The organism is Streptomyces roseolus, from assembly GCF_014649855.1.
Lineage (GTDB): Bacteria > Actinomycetota > Actinomycetes > Streptomycetales > Streptomycetaceae > Streptomyces > Streptomyces roseolus.
This window is the reverse complement of sequence record NZ_BMTV01000021.1, coordinates 144,482-160,501: the sequence shown is the minus strand read 5'-3', so window position 1 is coordinate 160,501 and position 16,020 is coordinate 144,482. Positions and strand designations below refer to the sequence as shown.

Genomic DNA, 16,020 nt, shown 5'->3' with positions numbered 1-16,020 from the left:
CCCAGCCTCACGGGCACCGCGACCCTGCACTCTGGGAAACCAGCGATAACCCACCGATGCAGGTGAAAACGACCTCTCACAACCCGTCTCATAACCCGAAGGGATTCGAGCGAGTTCTGAGACGGGTTTTGCTACACGGTTTCGAGAGCCGAGAGGGGGTGACGAGATCGTCTCAATAACCATCGTTTCCGAGACGACCGCCGATCGTCACACCGAGCTACGCTGCCTCCGCGAAAACACCCTGACGAGCCAGCGGAGAGTTTTCGCTCCCACACGCGCTGGTCAAGCGTGGAAGGGGGCCACCGCCCACCCCCTCACGCGCAAAGGGATGCGGCTGCGGCTCTCACCCCGCTACTCACACACGCGCAGCGTGCGTGACTCACCCTCAGCTGCACAGGGTTGCGATGACGGGATGACGGATGTACCCCCTGATCTGTTCTTCTCTTATTTTTCTATGTGCAATCAAAAAAAGTAGGGAGAACCGTCATTCCGTCATCGCTCCGCCGCTGAGAGAGCAGCAAGCCGGCGGCACCCCCTGGGAGCGCGGACGGCCCGCCGCCAGGGGTTCCCCGGCAACGGGCCGCGAACAGTGGTCAAGAGAGCTCAGAACAGCTCAAGCGCCTGAGCCGCAGCGCGCTGTACGACCGCTTCGACGTCCTTGCCGTCGGCGTCCGCGCGGCGGATCTCGCCGTCCTCTCCGAAGTGGACCGCGAGGCGGGAAGTGTCCAGTCTCGGGCCGCCCTTGCGGGCCATGCCGACCTCGACGTACGCCCCCGCGTTCAGCAGCAGATCGCGCTTGCCCGCCGTGTCCGCGTCCTTCCAGAGCTGTGCGTGAGTCCGGCCGGTCGGGACCGCCTCCACGCCCGCAGGCTTGGCGGTGCGCTGCTTCTCGTTCAGTGATGCCAGGCGTTCCTCCAGCTTGGCGTACTGAGCCGCGTACCTCGCGTCCCCCTCCTCGCCCTTGAACAGACCACGGTCGTACCGGTCCTTCTCCAGGTCCTCCAGCGCTTCCCTGGCCTGCCGGATCTGCGGGCGGAAGTCCTCCCCCACGTGCTCCACCATGCGCACCACGGGGAACGCCCCGAACTTCTCAAGGAACAGCGCCGTGACGTGCTGCTCCATGCCCTCACCCGCGATGCTCACGCCGTAGCAAGTCAACTCCGTGCCCGCCTGCCGGGCCTTCAGCCGGCCGATGCACCGGTAGCGGATGCGGCCCTTGGCGACGTACGTGTACATGCGGTTGTGGCACACCGCGCAGTAGACGATCCCCCGCAGCAGCGCCGTTCCTTCGCGGCGTCGGTCCCCCGGATTGGCTCGCCGGCTCAGCTCGTCCTGCAACGCCTGCCAGGTGTCCATGTCCAGGATCGGCGTGCGGTTGACCAGCGGTAGTCCGTCCGTCATCAGGATCGGCTTGCCGTCCTCGATCACCTGCCCCAGCAACTGGGGGTTCCCGAGAAGGCTCCGCAGCGTGGAGGGGTACCACCGTTTGGAGTCGCTGCGCTTGCCCGTGGTCTGACGCGACGAGTGGCCGGGCGACGGCTTGTCGGACTCCGTGAGGTCCACTGCGATCTTGAGCAGCGAGTCCTTGTTGAGGACCCGTTCCACGATCTCGCGAATCGTCTTCGCTTCCTCGGGGTTGACCTCCAGGACCTTCCCCGCGCCGTCGGGGTTGGGGGCCACCCGATACCCGTACGGCACCCTGCCGCCCGTATAGCGGCCCTCCCGCCGCAGGTGTTCATGGGCGCTGGAGACACGCATACCGATGGTGTCGGACTCCAGCTCGGCGAAGACCGCGATCACCTTCGCCATCGCGCGCCCCATGGAAGAGGTGAGGTCCAGCGGCTCAGTGGCGGACGCGAGAGCCACGCTCTCCGCCTGCGTCACCTTCATGATCTCCGCGAAGTCCACCGTGGAGCGGGCCAGGCGGTCGATCTTGAAGAACACGATCACGTCGAACTCGGCGAGACGGGCCAGGATCCGCTGAAGCCCGGGACGGTCCAGGCCGCGCGAGTAGCCCGAGACGTCGATGTCCTCTTCCACGGCTATGACCTGCCAGCCACGGGCCGCGCACAGTGCCTCACAGGCCGCACGCTGACGCTCGGGCGAGGTAGAGTTTTCTGTTTCCCGCGAAAGGCGGACATAGATGGCTGCGCGCATTCCCGGCGCGTTGGCCGAGACGCCCTTGGGGCGACGGGCACGGGGCAAGGCCCGGGCCGTAGCGGTGGCAGGTGTGGTGTCTGTCACGCTGACGATCCTATCTGCGGAGGTATGTGTGTCCTGCCTGATCGTCCAGAGCGACAAGACGCTGCTCCTGGAGGTCGACCACGAGCTCGCCGACGCGTGCCGACGGGCGATCGCGCCGTTCGCCGAGCTGGAGCGGGCGCCCGAGCACATCCACACGTACCGGGTGACGCCGCTCGGGCTGTGGAACGCGCGGGCCGCCGGACACGACGCCGAGCAGGTCGTGGACGCGCTGGTCGAGTACTCCCGGTACCCCGTGCCGCACGCGCTGCTCGTGGACATCGCCGAGACCATGGACCGGTACGGGCGGCTCACGCTCACCAAGCATCCCGCGCACGGACTGGTGCTGACCACGACCGACCGGCCGGTCCTCGAGGAGATCCTCCGGTCGAAGCGGGTGCAGCCGCTGGTCGGGGCGCGGATCGACCCCGACACGGTGGTCGTGCACCCCTCCGAGCGCGGCCAGATCAAGCAGACGCTGCTGAAGCTGGGCTGGCCCGCCGAGGACCTCGCCGGGTACGTCGACGGCGAGGCGCACCCGATCGAGCTCGCCGAGGACGGCTGGAGCCTGCGGCCGTACCAGCAGCACGCCGTCGAGGGGTTCTGGCACGGCGGCAGCGGCGTCGTCGTGCTGCCCTGCGGCGCCGGCAAGACGCTGGTCGGCGCCGGGGCGATGGCCAGGGCGAAGGCGACGACGCTGATCCTCGTCACCAACACCGTCTCCGCCCGGCAGTGGAAGAACGAGCTGGTGAGGCGGACCTCGCTGACCGAGGACGAGGTCGGCGAGTACAGCGGGACGAAGAAGGAGATCCGTCCCGTCACCATCGCCACCTACCAGGTCCTCACGACCCGGCGGAAGGGCGTCTACCCGCACCTGGAGCTCTTCGACTCCCGTGACTGGGGCCTGATCGTCTACGACGAGGTGCACCTGCTGCCCGCGCCGGTCTTCAAGTTCACCGCCGACCTCCAGGCCCGGCGGCGGCTCGGCCTGACCGCGACGCTGGTGCGCGAGGACGGCAAGGAGGCGGACGTCTTCTCGCTGATCGGGCCGAAGCGGTTCGACGCGCCGTGGAAGGAGATCGAGGCGCAGGGGTACATCGCGCCCGCCGACTGCGTCGAGGTCCGGGTCAACCTCACGGAGTCGGAGCGGCTCGCCTACGCGACGGCCGAGGCGGAGGAGAAGTACCGCTTCTGCGCGACGACGGCGACGAAGCGGCGGGTGACGGAGGCGCTGGTGAAGAAGTTCGCCGGGCAGCAGATCCTCGTCATCGGCCAGTACATCGACCAGCTCGACGAGCTCGGCGCGCACCTCGACGCGCCCGTCATCAAGGGCGAGACGACGAACAAGGAGCGGGAGCGGCTCTTCGACGCCTTCCGCAACGGCGAGATCAACGTCCTCGTCGTGTCGAAGGTCGCGAACTTCTCCATCGACCTGCCCGAGGCGACCGTCGCCATCCAGGTCTCCGGCACCTTCGGCTCCCGCCAGGAGGAGGCCCAGCGCCTCGGCCGGGTGCTCCGCCCGAAGGCGGACGGCCACCAGGCGCACTTCTACTCGGTCGTCGCCCGCGACACCATCGACCAGGACTTCGCCGCCCACCGGCAGCGGTTCCTGGCGGAGCAGGGGTACGCGTACCGGATCGTCGACGCGGACGAGCTGCTGGCGCCGTAACCCGGCCCGTCCGTCTCCCGGTCCGTCCGTCTCCCGGCCCGTCAGTCCATCAGGGCCAGGACCGGGCCCGCGAGGGCCAGGACGTACTGGGCGGTGACGAGGGCGCGGCGGGGCACGACGAGGGCCGCCACGCCCGCCGCGGCGGCGAGGCCCACGGCCCAGAAGCCGGCCGCGACGAAGCCGCCGCCGACGCCGTCGCCGGAGATCGCGTCGTCGAGGGTGACCGCCATGGCCGCCACCGTGCAGACCGCGACGAGCAGCAGGCCGAAGGCCGCGAAGGCGCGGAGCGCCAGCGGGCTCGGGGCGTACGGGTCGGGAGCGGGGCGCGGTGTCGTCATGGCCCCATCCCAGCACCATGCCGGGCCGCCGTCAGGGGTGCGGGTACTCAGCCGGTGCCGGACGCGTACTCAGTCCCGGTCCCGGTCCCGCGGGTGGGCGGGGACGCCGACGCCCACGTCAGGCCCGTGTCTCGCGGGTGCGCGCGAGGCGGGGGTTCCCGACGCCCGCGTCAGGTCCGGTCCCGCAGGTGCGCCGGGCGGGGGTTTCGGACGCCGGCGCCCTCCGGGCCCAGGTCGCCGAGGAGGGTGACGCCGACGGCGGCGGAGCCGAAGGCGCGGGCCGCGCGGAGGGCCGTGGCCGCGAGGCGGCCGGGCCGGGGGCGGGGGACGGTGGTCACGAGGGTGAAGGTCGTCGCGCTCATGACTCCATTCTGGAATCCGGACATTCGCCGCACATCGCCCTGGGGGCGGAACCCGGCTCACCCTTACGGCGGACCCCGTCCCCTACGGGAAACCGATTCGCCCGGCCCCCCGGTCCGGAGTTAGACTCACCGGCTTCCCCGCCTCCCGTCCGCGTACGGAGAGCGCCGCCGTCCGGTCGGAAACCGGCGGCCACATCGACGTGCCCGTGTGTCCGTGATCCGTGTACCGACCGGAGGCTTCACCGTGTCCGCTGCCGTGCCCACCGACGATCCGCTCGTACGCGAGCGGGCCCACCTCGCCTCCTCCCGTGCCGCCCTGCGCGCCATGCGCGAGGAGGTCGAGGCGCTGGACATCAAGGACGTCACCGCGAACTGGGTGAACTCGATCGTCCTGGAGCGGCAGATCGAGGACCGCATCAAGGCGCTCGCCGACCTCTCCCACACGCCGCTCTTCTTCGGCCGGCTCGACTACCTGCCGCCCACCCAGCACGGACAGCGCTTCTACATCGGCCGCCGGCACGTCCACGACGCGCACGGCGACCCCATGGTCGTCGACTGGCGCGCGCCGGTCTCCCAGCCGTACTACCAGGCGTCGAAGAAGGACCCGCGGGACGTCGGGCTGCGCCGCCGCTTCGGCTACACGGGCGGCGAACTCACCGCGTACGAGGACGAGCGCCTCTCCGACCCGGCCGAGCTCGAACGCACCAGCCGGCTCCTCCAGGCCGAGATCGAGCGCCCGCGCGTCGGCCCCATGCGGGACATCGTGGCGACGATCCAGCCCGAACAGGACGAGATCGTCCGCTCCGACCTGTCCGGCACGCTGTGCGTGCAGGGCGGCCCCGGGACCGGGAAGACGGCCGTCGGCCTCCACCGCGTCGCCTACCTCCTCTACGCGCACCGGGAGCGGCTGGCCCGCACCGGAACCCTCGTCATCGGGCCGAACCGGTCCTTCCTCCAGTACATCGAGCAGGTGCTGCCCGCGCTCGGCGAGCTGGAGGTGAAGCAGGCGACCGTCGACGACCTCGTCGCGCACGTGGAGGTGCGGGGCACGGACGAGGCACCGACCGCGGTCGTGAAGGGCGACGCCCGGATGGCGGAGGTGCTGCGGCGGGCCGTCCGGTCGCACGTCACGATGCCGACGGAACCGCTGATGGTGGTGCGCGGCTCGCGGCGCTGGCGGATTCCCGCGTACGAACTGGAGGAGATCGTCCGGGAGTTGGCCGCGCGCGACATCCGCTACGGGGCGGCCAGGGAGGCGCTGCCGCAGCGCGTCGCGCACGCCGTCCTCGTACGGATGGAGCAGGCCGGCGAGGCGCCCGACGACCGGGTGCAGAACGCGGTCGCGCGGAACGCGGCGGTGAAGGCGATGGTCAAGGAGTGCTGGCCGGCGGTCGACCCCGCGAAGCTGGTGCTCCGGCTGCTCGGCGACGCGGAGTTCCTGGCGGAGCACGCGGAAGGGGTGCTGAGCGAGGAGGAACAGAAGCTGCTGCTGTGGACGAAGCCCGCGCGGAGCGTGAAGACCGCGAAGTGGTCGGCGGCGGACGCGGTGCTGATCGACGAGGCGACGGACCTCGTCGAGCGGACGCCCTCGCTCGGCCACGTGGTCCTCGACGAGGCGCAGGACCTGTCGCCGATGCAGTACCGGGCCGTGGGGCGGCGCTGCACGACCGGTTCGGCGACCGTCCTCGGCGACCTGGCGCAGGGCACCACCCCGTGGGCCACGGCGAGTTGGGAACAGGCCCTGACGCACCTCGGCAAGCCGGGGTCCCGCGTCGAGGAGCTGACGGCGGGCTTCCGCGTCCCCACCGACGTCATCGCCTACGCCTCCCGCCTCCTCCCCCACATGGCGCCGGGCCTCGCGCCGGTGGAGTCCGTACGGGAGAACCCGGGCGACTTCGAGATCCGCGAGGCGGCGGCGCCGTCCGACGCGGCGGTCGTCGCCGCGTGCGTGGACGCGCTCGCGCACGAGGGCTCGATCGGTCTGATCGCCGCGGACGCGCGGATCGCGCCGCTGGCGGAGGCGCTGGAGGCGGCGGGCCTCGCCCACCTCTCCCCCGGCGAGGAGACCACCGCCGAGTCCCGCCTCACCCTCGTCCCGGCCTCGCTCGCGAAGGGCCTGGAGTACGACTACGTGGTCCTCGACGAGCCGGCGGCCGTCGTCTCCGGCGAACCCGACGAACGCACCGGGCTCCGCCGCCTGTACGTCGCCCTCACCCGAGCCGTCTCCGGCCTGACGATCGTCCACGCGGCCCCCCTGCCGGGCCAGTTGGCCCCGTCTGCCTGACGCCACCATCGCCCCTGTGCCTTGGCCTGCGCCCACCGCCCCGGCGGAACGCGGGCCCCTGACGGAACGGCGGCGGCGGGGCGCCCGCGAACGGGAACGGCGGCGGGGGCACGGTGGCGCGGGGTCAGTCCGTGGTGATGCCCCGTGCGGCGAAGACGTCCGCCGCGCCGGGCACCGCGAGGACGCCGTCCTCCACGAACGTGACCTCGCGGAGGTTCGGCAGCAGGTCGAGGTCGTCGAGCGACCGCACGTCGAAGAGGTCGTCCTCGCCGTCCCACGCGGGCGCGCAGTGCCGGAAGACGTCCGCCCCCGCGTCGAAGCACAGTTCCTCGACCGTGGCGAGCAGCTCCGCCGGGATCTCCAGCGCCTCGAAGTACTCCCGGGACTCCGGCAGCACCTCCTCGTGGAGGCCGTTCTCCAGGACGTGGGAGGCGGCGTCGGCGATGCCCCGCCCGGCCATCCGGGCGTGCAGGTCGTAGACCGGGGAGAGGGTCCCCGCCTGGTACATGAGCTCCTCGATGACGAGCAGCTTGAGGTTGAAGTCGTGGAACCGGGTCATGGGGACATGGGTACCACGCCGCTCCGACAGCCCCGGCGGTGGCGTCGGTCGTCGAAGGGCCGGACGAGGGACCGCGTCCGGCACGTCGAGGCGGTGTCCCGGGCGGGGGCGTGCGCCTCGGCCGGGCGGCCGGCGGCGGCGGGCGCTTCGGCGCGCGGCCCGGCCGTCACCCGAACTCGGGGAGGGCCTCGGTCCAGGCTCGGCGGGCCACGGCGGCCAGGACGGGGTTGGGGACGGGGGCGGTGCCGGGGCCGGGCAGGGCGCCGTAGTAGTGGTCGGTGACGAGGCCCCAGCAGAGGGCCCAGCCGCGGCCGCGGGCCCAGGTGGCTGCGTCGAGGCGGGAGGCCTCGCGGAAGAGGGGGCGGGTGGCGGCGGTGAGGAGGGTCCAGGCGGGGAGGAGGTCGGCGGCCGGGTCGCCGGTGCCGAGGCCGCCGAAGTCGATGACGGCGGTCAGGCGGCCGTCGCGGGTGAGGAGGTTGCCGGGGAGGAGGTCGCCGTGGAGCCAGACCGGCGGCCGGTCCCAGGCCGGGAGGGCCAGCACCTCTTCCCAGGCCGCGAGCGCGGTGGGCGCGTCCAGGAGGCCCGCCGAGGCGAGGGCCTCCACCGCGGGCGGGAGGGCGCCGCCCTCCCAGTCGGTGACGGCGCCGCCGCGGAAGGAGCGGGGGCCGCCGGTGGCGTCGGCCGCGCGCAGGGCGACGCCGAAGCGGCCCAGTTCCTCCGCCGCGTGGGCCGGGTCGGTCACCGGCGCCGCCCAGGCGTCGGCGCCGTCGAGCCACCGGTACACGCCCCACGGGCGGCCGAAGCCCTCCCCCGGGACGCCGGTGCCCACGGGGACGGGGGTCGCGAGCGGCAGGGAGGGGGACAGCCTCGGCAGCCAGCGGTGTTCCTTCTCGATCTGGCCCGTCGCCCCTTCCGCCTTGGGGAGGCGTACGACGAGGTCGTCGCCCAGCCGGAACAGCGCGTTGTCGGTCCCGGCCGAGGCGACCTCTCGTACGTCCAGGGCGGCCCACTGGGGGAACTGGGCCGCGATCAGCCGCCGTACCCGTGCCGTGTCGATCCCGTCCGGTGCGTTCCGCGCGTCCGCCATGGGCGGGAGGCTAGCGCCGCGCGTCGCGGCGGCGCACCGGCTTTTCGGGCGGCCCGGCCGCCGGGTCAGGGGGTGTCGATCGCCTCGCGCCAGGTGCGGACCGCTTCGGCGGAGACCGGGGCGGCCCAGCCCCGGGGGCGGGCGGCGCCGCCGATGTGGAAGGCGGTGAGGCCGGCGGCGCGCAGGCGCGGCAGGTGGTCGAGGCGCAGGCCGCCGCCGACGAGGATCCGGGGCTCGTAGCCGGGTTCCCCGGCGCGGGCGGCCTCGGCTTCGAGGACGGGCAGGCCGTCGTCGACGCCGGCGGCGGCACCGGCCGTCAGGTAGGTGTCGAGGCCGGGGAGGTCGGCGAGGCGCTTGCGCAGGCCGTCGCGGTCGGCGGCGCGGTCGATGGCGCGGTGGAAGGTCCACGGGGCGCCGTCGAGGACGGCGATGAGCCGTTCGACGGCGACGAGGTCCGGTGCGCCGTCGGCGGTGAGGAAGCCGAGGACGAACGCGTCGGCGCCGGCGGCGCGGAGCTCGGAGGCCCGTGCGACGAGCGCGTCGACGTCACCGGCGGCGAAGCCGTCCGCCAGGCGGAGCATCACGCGGAGCGGGATGTCGACGGCGCGGCGGACGGCCGTGAAGGTGGCCGTCGACGGGGTGAGGCCGTCCGCCGCCATGTCGGTGACGAGTTCGAGGCGGTCGGCGCCCCCGGTCTGGGCGGCGACCGCGTCCTGCTCGTCGAGGGCGATCACCTCCAGGACAGCACGGTTGCTCATTGCGCCCATTCCTCCATGAATGACGGCTACAGGTCTAGTCCAATGACCAGACTAGCCGTGCGTGTGGCCTCCCGCATCGTGCTCGGCCGTCTCCGAGGGCGCCGGGGAGGCGGTCCGGTCGCCGGCCTTCACCGTGAAGGCGGCCGTGCGGACCTCGCCCCGGTGCTTGAAGTCGAGGAAGAGGCGGTACGTGCCGGGGGTCGGCGCGGTGGCGGTGAAGGAGACGTCGGGGCCGGGGCCGCCCTCGTTCGGGTGGACGTGGAGGTAGGCGAGGTCGCCCTGGCGCAGGGCGACCAGGTGGCCGTACGCACCGAGGTAGGGCTCCAGGTCGGTGACCGGCTCGCCGCCCCTGGAGACCGTGAGGCGCAGCTCGCCGGGCTCGCCGGGGTCGAGGGTGCCGCCGAGGCGGACCTGGTAGCCGTCGACGGTGGCGGTGGGCGCGGGGGCGGGGAGGGGCTGGGGGGCGTAGGCGCCGGGGACGCCGAGGTCGACGCCGAGGGTGAGGGCCTCGGCGCCCTTCGCGGCGGGCTTGAAGTCGGCGAAGGCCTTGTAGGCGCCGGCCCGGGGCAGGTCGGCCTCGACGGTCCAGGTGCCGTCGGGGGCCTTCTCGGGGTGGAGGTGGCGGAAGACCGTCAGGTCGCGCGAGGCGACGATGAAGTGCAGCTCCTTGTCGTGCTCGGTGGTGAAGGCGGTGACCTTCTCGCCCGCGGCGTCCCGGACGGAGAACTTCAGGGTGCTGCGGCCGACGGGCGGGGCGGGGGTCTCCAGGGCGAGGGTGTAGCCGCCCTGGGAGACCTGGAGGCCGCCGGGGAGTTCGGCGGGGGCCGTCTTCTCGGGGGTTCCGGCGGCCGTGGCGTGGTCGCCGTGCTCCGCCTTCCGGGGCTCGTCCACCGGTCCGACGCCCTTCCCGACCCCGTACGCGGCGCCGAAGGTCGCGGCGAGTGCGGCGGCGAAGGCGGTGATCTTCATTCCGGTGTTCATGGCTGCTCTCCCTGTACGGGTGCGGTCTCGGGCGCGCGCTCTCGCACCCTCACTTCACCATACCCCTAGGGGGTATCAAGTCAAGCCGGTCCGACACTTGCGCCGGATACCACTGGGGGGTATACATGGACTCGCACCGCCGATACCCCCCGAGGGTATCCGGTCCCACTGGACACACGATGGAGGACGACATGGGTTCCTGCTGCACCCCCGACCACAGCTGCTCCACCGGCACCACCACGGTCGCCGTCGCCGAGGCCACCAGCACCGTCTACGCCGTCTCGGGCATGACCTGCGGCCACTGCGCGACCTCGGTCAGCCGGTCCGTCGGCGCGGTGGAGGGCGTCCTCTCCGTGGCCGTCGACGTCGCCGGCGGCCTGGTGACCGTCACCACCGACGGCGCCGCCGACGACGCCGCCATCGGCGCCGCGATCGACGAGGCGGGCTACGAGCTGACCGGCCGCGCCTGACCACCGGCCCACCAGTCACCGGCCCCACCGGCCGCCGACCCACGAGCCGCCGGGGCCCGACCCGGACCGCCGCCCGGGCCCCGGCCCCCCGAACCCCCGACCCCGCTGCACCGAGGAGCAGGAAATGACCACGACCACTCCGGGCACCGCCCAGGTCGAGCTCGCCATCGGCGGCATGACCTGCGCCTCCTGCGCCGCCCGCATCGAGAAGAAGCTCAACCGCATGGACGGGGTGGAGGCCACCGTCAACTACGCGACCGAGAAGGCGAAGGTCACCTTCTCCGCCGACATCGACGTCGCCGACCTGATCGCCACCGTCGAGGCCACCGGCTACACCGCCGCCGAACCCGAGCCGGAGCGCCCCGCGCACGACGGCGCCGGGGAAGGCCCCTCCGACGAGGAGAGGGCCGACGCCGAACTGCGGCCCCTGAAGCAGCGGCTGGTCACCGCCGTCGCCCTCGCCGTCCCCGTCATCGCGATGGCGATGGTCCCGGCGCTCCAGATCGAGTACTGGCAGTGGCTGAGCCTCACGCTCGCCGCGCCGGTCGTCACGTACGCCGCCTGGCCCTTCCACCGCGCCGCCTGGACCAACGCGAAGCACGGCGCGGCCACCATGGACACGCTGATCTCGGTCGGCACGACCGCCGCGTTCCTGTGGTCCCTGTGGGCGCTGTTCTTCGGCACCGCCGGCACGCCGGGGATGACGCACCCCTTCGAGTTCACCATCGCCCGCACCGACGGCGCCGGGAACATCTACCTGGAGGCCGCCGCCGGCGTCACCGCCTTCATCCTCGCGGGCCGCTACTTCGAGGCCCGCTCGAAGCGGAAGGCCGGCGCCGCGCTCAAGGCGCTGATGCGGCTCGGCGCCAAGGAGGTCACCGTCCTGAGGAACGGGCGCGAGACCACCGTCCCGACCGCCGAACTCCAGGTCGGCGACCGCTTCCTGGTCCGCCCCGGCGAGAAGATCGCCACCGACGGCACCGTCGTCGAGGGCTCGTCCGCCGTGGACGCCTCGATGCTGACCGGCGAGTCCGTCCCCGTCGAGGTCGGCGTCGGCGACTCCGTCACCGGAGCCACCCTGAACGCCGGCGGCCGGCTCGTCGTCGAGGCCACCCGCGTCGGCGCCGACACCCAGCTCGCCCGGATGGCGAAGCTCGTCGAGGACGCGCAGAACGGCAAGGCCGCCGCCCAGCGCCTCGCCGACCGGATCTCGGCCGTCTTCGTGCCGGTCGTCATCGCGCTCTCGCTCGGCACCCTCGGCTTCTGGCTGGGCACGGGACAGGGCCTGACCGCCGCGTTCACCGCCGCCGTCGCCGTCCTGATCATCGCCTGCCCGTGCGCCCTCGGCCTCGCCACCCCGACCGCCCTCATGGTCGGCACCGGGCGCGGCGCCCAGCTCGGCATCCTGATCAAGGGGCCCGAGGTCCTGGAGACCACCCGCAAGGTCGACACCATCGTCCTGGACAAGACCGGCACCGTCACCACCGGCCGGATGACCCTCCTGAAGGTCCACACCGCCGCCGGCACGGACGAGACCGACGTCCTGCGCCTCGCCGGCGCCCTGGAGCACTCCTCCGAGCACCCGATCGCCCAGGCCGTCGCCACCGGCGCCGCCGCCAAGGTCGGCGCCCTGCCCACCCCCGAGGACTTCGCGAACGTCCCCGGCCTCGGCGTCCAGGGGATCGTCGACGGCCACGCCGTCCTCGTCGGCCGCGAGAAGCTGCTCCAGGAGTGGGCGATGGAGCTGCCCGCGGACCTCGCGTCCGCGAAGGAGGCGGCGGAGAAGGCCGGGAAGACGGCCGTCGCGGTCGCCTGGGACGGGGAGGCCCGCGCGGTCCTGGAGGTCGCCGACGCGGTCAAGGAGACCAGCGCGGAGGCGATCCGCCGGCTCAAGGGCCTGGGCCTGGCGCCGATCCTGCTGACCGGCGACAACAAGGCGGTCGCCGAGTCCGTCGCCGCCGAGGTCGGCATCGGCGAGGTCATCGCCGAGGTCATGCCGCAGGACAAGGTCGACGTCGTCAAGCGCCTCCAGGCCGAGGGCCGTTCGGTCGCCATGGTCGGCGACGGCGTCAACGACGCCGCCGCGCTCGCCCAGGCCGATCTGGGACTCGCGATGGGCACGGGCACGGACGCCGCCATCGAGGCCGGCGACCTCACCCTCGTACGAGGCGACCTGCGGGCCGCGGCGGACGCCATCCGGCTCTCCCGCAAGACCCTCGGCACCATCCGGTCCAACCTCTTCTGGGCCTTCGCCTACAACGTGGCCGCCCTGCCGCTCGCCGCCGCCGGACTGCTCAACCCGATGATCGCCGGTGCCGCGATGGCCTTCTCCTCGGTCTTCGTGGTCGGCAACAGCCTGCGGCTGCGCGGCTTCCGGGCCGCCGGCGAGTGACCTCCGGACCCCTGACCCGACGGGAGCCCCCGTGGCCGGTTACACCCAGCACAAGGAAGACGTCATCCGAAGGCTCCGCCGGATCGAGGGACAGGTCCGGGGAGTGCAGCGGATGGTCGACGAGGACACGTACTGCATCGACGTCCTGACGCAGGTCTCGGCCATCAACGCCGCCCTCCAGTCCTGCGCCGTCGCCCTCCTGGACGAGCACCTGAGCTGCTGCGTCACGGAGGCGATCGCCGCCGGCGGGGACGAGGCGAAGGAGAAGGTCGGCGAGGCGTCCAAGGCGATCGCCCGGCTGATCCGGAGCTGATAGCACCGAAGCGCACGACCGAGGTTCACGACCGCCCCCGTCCTCACACGGGGGCGGTCGTCGTTCCCGGGGCGGAACCGGCGCGGGGTCAGACGTGGAGCGCCGGAGGGAAGCCGGTCCAGCGGAGGTCCTCGGGAAGGTGCCGGGCGTCGTTGAGGACGAGGACGGACGGCGGGCGGCCGGGGGCGTAACGGATCACCGTCAGCGCCGCGTTCGCCTGGTCGACGCCCATCCACCGCCACGCCGGGGCGTCCAGCGCCGCCCGCACCAGCCAGCCGACGAGGAAGTTGTGGGTGACGAGCAGCTCGTGGCGCGGCTCGTCCCCCTCCACCGGCCCCGTGAAGCGCGCGACCGCCTCCGCCGCCAGCTCCGCGCCGCGCGCCCGCTCCTCCGCCGGGAACCCCTCCAGGAAGCCGAGCATCGCGTCGGCCGCCCCGGCCGGCAGCTCCTCCCGGGAGGGCACGTACGGCACGTAGTCCCCGGCCTCCTCGCAGGCGCCGACGGGCACGCCGTCGAGCTGCTCGCCGATCAGCCGGGCCGTCTCCGCGGCGCGGGGCAGCGGCCCGTGGTGGACGGCCGCCAGCGGCACGCCCCGCAGCCGCTCCCCGAGCAGCACGGCCTGCCGCCGCCCCGCCTCCGTCAGCCCGCTCTCGTCGGACGTGGCCTCGCCGTGCCGGGTGACGTAGAGGAAGCGGTCGGCCGTGCTGTCGCTGCTCATGGAGGAGTGCCTTCCGTACGGGACAAGAGAAACGATCTTGCTGTTCTCCTCCCGGACGCGCTTCCGGCGCCCGCCGGTTGCGGGGCGCGCCGCGCCGACCGGGGCGGGCGGCGCGGACCGGGGCGGGCGGCGCGGACCGGGCGGCGCCGAACGAGTGGACTCGCCCCGCTTCCGTCGGCGGGCGGCGCGGCGGCACGGCCGTCGGTGCTGATCTGGCAGCGCGCGTACCCGCTCCTCTCGCTCCCTCGCCCCCACCCCTCGCCCCCCCCCGGAAGACCCTCCCCATGCGACGACGCACCCCCCGCCGGCTCCTCGCCACCGCCCTGCTCCTCGCGGCGGCCGTCCTCGCGCCCGCCGCGCTCCCGGCGACCGCCGCCCCCGTCCCCGTACCGCTCCGGCACGGCGGCGGGGACGACTGCCGGGACGGGGACGGGCTGCCGCCCGCCATGGCCGAGCGCCTCGACGCGACCGTCGAGAAGGTCCGGCGGCAGGCCGGGATCCCCGGACTCGTCGTCAGCGTCCGGATGCCGGGGAAGGGGTGCTACGTCCGGGCCACCGGGGTCGCGGACAAGAGGACCGGCCGGCCGATGTCCGCCGACGGGTACATCCGGATCGGCAGCGGAACGAAGGCGTTCACCGTCACCGCGCTCCTCCAGCTCGTCGACGAGGGGAAGGCCGGGCTCGACGACCCGATCGACGACTACGTCCGGGGCGTGCCGAACGGCCACCGGATCACGCTGCGGCAGCTCGCCGGGATGCGCAGCGGCCTGTTCCCGTACACCGCCGACCAGGACTTCGTCCGCGACCTGCTGAGCGACCCGAAGCGGCCGTTCGACCCGTGGGAGGTGCTGTCGTACGGCTACCGGCACGCGAACACCTTCGAGCCGGGCGCCACCTTCCAGTACTCCAACTCCAACCTCGTCCTCCTCGGCCTCGTCATCGAGAAGGTCACCGGCCGGCCCCTCGCGTAGGTGCTGCACGAGCGGGTGATCCGGCCGGCCGGGCTGCGGCACTCGTTCCTGCCGAAGGGCGCCGAGTTCCCGGAGCCGCACCCGCGCGGCTACACCGACCAGACGCTCGGCGGCGCCGTCGCCGACGCCACCGACTGGAACCCGAGCTGGGCCTGGGCGGCCGGCGCGATGATCTCGGACCTCGACGACCTGAACCGCTGGGCGAAGGTCCTCGCCACCGGCGAACTCCTCAGCCCCGCCACCCAGGCGCAGCGCCTCAAGACCCTCCCGACGGGCTTCCCCGGCACCTCGTACGGCCTCGGCATCCTCGACACCAACGGCTGGATCGGCCACAACGGCTCCCTCCCCGGCTACGAGACCGTGACCGTCCACCTGCCGTCCCGGAAGGCCACGCTCGTCCTGATGCTCAACACCGACGCGCTCAGCGGCGGCCAGGAGCCGTCGACGCTGGTGGCCAGGGCCGTCACCGAGGTCATCACGCCGAAGAACGTGTACGCGGGCTCGGTCACCCCGCGCCGTTGACCGCGGCCGTGTCTACGATCGGGCCATGAGCGCTGACGGTTCACACCGGTCCATCGGTTCGCGGAACTCCTTCCTGTCCATCGGGTCGGTCGGCTCGACGCTGTCGATCGGCTCGGTGGGCTCCTTCCTGTCCGTCGGCTCGGTGGGCTCCTTCCTGTCCGTCGGCTCGGTCGGCTCCGCGGTCTCCGTCCTCTCGGTCGGCTCCTGGGCGAGCCTCGGCTCGCTGCTGTCGGCGGAGTCCCGGTGGTCGGCCCTGTCCTGGCGTTCCCGCGGCGCCGTCCTGGCCGCGGGGGCGGCCCTCACGGCCGTCGCGCTGCCGGCCCTCGCGGCGGCCCGCCGCGACTGAACGCGCCGA

The 16,020-nt window shown here is 73.1% G+C and carries 14 protein-coding genes and 1 pseudogene; 7 read left to right on the top strand and 8 right to left on the bottom strand.

All coding sequences use genetic code 11. From position 1 onward, the window contains the following. Positions 1-603 precede the first annotated feature (603 nt). Positions 604-2,244: a recombinase family protein gene (locus IE245_RS24450; protein WP_189951124.1), complete on the bottom strand. Its 1,641-nt coding sequence runs from the start codon at positions 2,242-2,244 to the stop codon at positions 604-606. A 28-nt stretch (positions 2,245-2,272) separates the two neighbouring features. On the opposite strand from IE245_RS24450, the gene IE245_RS24445 reads away from it, so the two are divergent. Continuing rightward, on the top strand, positions 2,273-3,910 hold the full coding sequence (locus IE245_RS24445; RefSeq protein ID WP_189951122.1) for a DNA repair helicase XPB: 1,638 nt from the start codon (positions 2,273-2,275) through the stop codon (positions 3,908-3,910). 41 nt (positions 3,911-3,951) lie between these two features. Here IE245_RS24445 and IE245_RS24440 read toward each other — a convergent pair whose 3' ends face one another. Together IE245_RS24440 and IE245_RS24435 are read right to left on the bottom strand one after the other, a co-directional pair. Continuing rightward, on the bottom strand, positions 3,952-4,248 hold the full coding sequence (locus tag IE245_RS24440; RefSeq protein WP_189951120.1) for a hypothetical protein: 297 nt from the start codon (positions 4,246-4,248) through the stop codon (positions 3,952-3,954). Between the two features lie 170 nt (positions 4,249-4,418). After that, positions 4,419-4,610: a hypothetical protein gene (locus IE245_RS24435; RefSeq protein ID WP_189951118.1), complete on the bottom strand. Its 192-nt coding sequence runs from the start codon at positions 4,608-4,610 to the stop codon at positions 4,419-4,421. 244 nt (positions 4,611-4,854) lie between these two features. Between IE245_RS24435 and IE245_RS24430 the strand changes: the two genes are divergently transcribed. Next, positions 4,855-6,894: a HelD family protein gene (locus IE245_RS24430; RefSeq protein WP_229851478.1), complete on the top strand. Its 2,040-nt coding sequence runs from the start codon at positions 4,855-4,857 to the stop codon at positions 6,892-6,894. A 124-nt stretch (positions 6,895-7,018) separates the two neighbouring features. Here IE245_RS24430 and IE245_RS24425 read toward each other — a convergent pair whose 3' ends face one another. The 4 genes from IE245_RS24425 to IE245_RS24410 all read right to left on the bottom strand — a co-directional run bounded on the left by IE245_RS24425 (position 7,019) and on the right by IE245_RS24410 (position 10,279). Further along, positions 7,019-7,453 (bottom strand): DUF6892 domain-containing protein, encoded by a 435-nt coding sequence (locus IE245_RS24425; RefSeq protein WP_189951116.1) that lies wholly within the window; start codon positions 7,451-7,453, stop codon positions 7,019-7,021. Positions 7,454-7,619: 166 nt separating this feature from the next. Then, positions 7,620-8,540 (bottom strand): aminoglycoside phosphotransferase family protein, encoded by a 921-nt coding sequence (locus IE245_RS24420; RefSeq protein ID WP_189951114.1) that lies wholly within the window; start codon positions 8,538-8,540, stop codon positions 7,620-7,622. A gap of 65 nt (positions 8,541-8,605) precedes the next feature. Then, on the bottom strand, positions 8,606-9,298 hold the full coding sequence (locus tag IE245_RS24415) for a copper homeostasis protein CutC (RefSeq protein ID WP_189951112.1): 693 nt from the start codon (positions 9,296-9,298) through the stop codon (positions 8,606-8,608). 51 nt (positions 9,299-9,349) lie between these two features. Then, entirely contained in the window at positions 9,350-10,279 is a 930-nt protein-coding gene (locus tag IE245_RS24410) for a DUF8832 domain-containing protein (protein WP_189951111.1), read from the bottom strand. A gap of 191 nt (positions 10,280-10,470) precedes the next feature. On the opposite strand from IE245_RS24410, the gene IE245_RS24405 reads away from it, so the two are divergent. The 3 genes from IE245_RS24405 (at position 10,471) to IE245_RS24395 (ending at position 13,454) form a co-directional block, all read left to right on the top strand. Next, the gene (locus tag IE245_RS24405) at positions 10,471-10,749 is read left to right on the top strand and encodes a heavy-metal-associated domain-containing protein (protein ID WP_189951109.1); all 279 of its coding nucleotides are present in this window, start codon (positions 10,471-10,473) and stop codon (positions 10,747-10,749) included. 124 nt (positions 10,750-10,873) lie between these two features. Next, a complete protein-coding gene (locus IE245_RS24400) occupies positions 10,874-13,141 on the top strand; it encodes a heavy metal translocating P-type ATPase (protein WP_189951107.1) in 2,268 nt (755 codons plus the stop codon). Positions 13,142-13,172: 31 nt separating this feature from the next. Continuing rightward, positions 13,173-13,454, top strand: a complete 282-nt coding sequence (locus IE245_RS24395; protein WP_189951105.1) for a metal-sensitive transcriptional regulator — start codon at positions 13,173-13,175, stop codon at positions 13,452-13,454. Between the two features lie 88 nt (positions 13,455-13,542). Here the strand turns inward: IE245_RS24395 and IE245_RS24390 are convergent, their stop codons facing one another. Continuing rightward, positions 13,543-14,172 carry a histidine phosphatase family protein gene (locus tag IE245_RS24390; RefSeq protein ID WP_189951103.1) on the bottom strand — a complete coding sequence of 210 codons (630 nt, stop codon included), beginning with the start codon at positions 14,170-14,172 and terminating at the stop codon, positions 13,543-13,545. Between the two features lie 284 nt (positions 14,173-14,456). Between IE245_RS24390 and IE245_RS24385 the strand changes: the two are divergent. Together IE245_RS24385 and IE245_RS24380 are read left to right on the top strand one after the other, a co-directional pair. Then, positions 14,457-15,665 (top strand): annotated as a pseudogene (locus IE245_RS24385) (serine hydrolase domain-containing protein). 25 nt (positions 15,666-15,690) lie between these two features. Beyond that, positions 15,691-16,011 carry a hypothetical protein gene (locus IE245_RS24380; protein ID WP_189951101.1) on the top strand — a complete coding sequence of 107 codons (321 nt, stop codon included), beginning with the start codon at positions 15,691-15,693 and terminating at the stop codon, positions 16,009-16,011. The last annotated feature ends 9 nt before the right edge of the window (positions 16,012-16,020 follow it).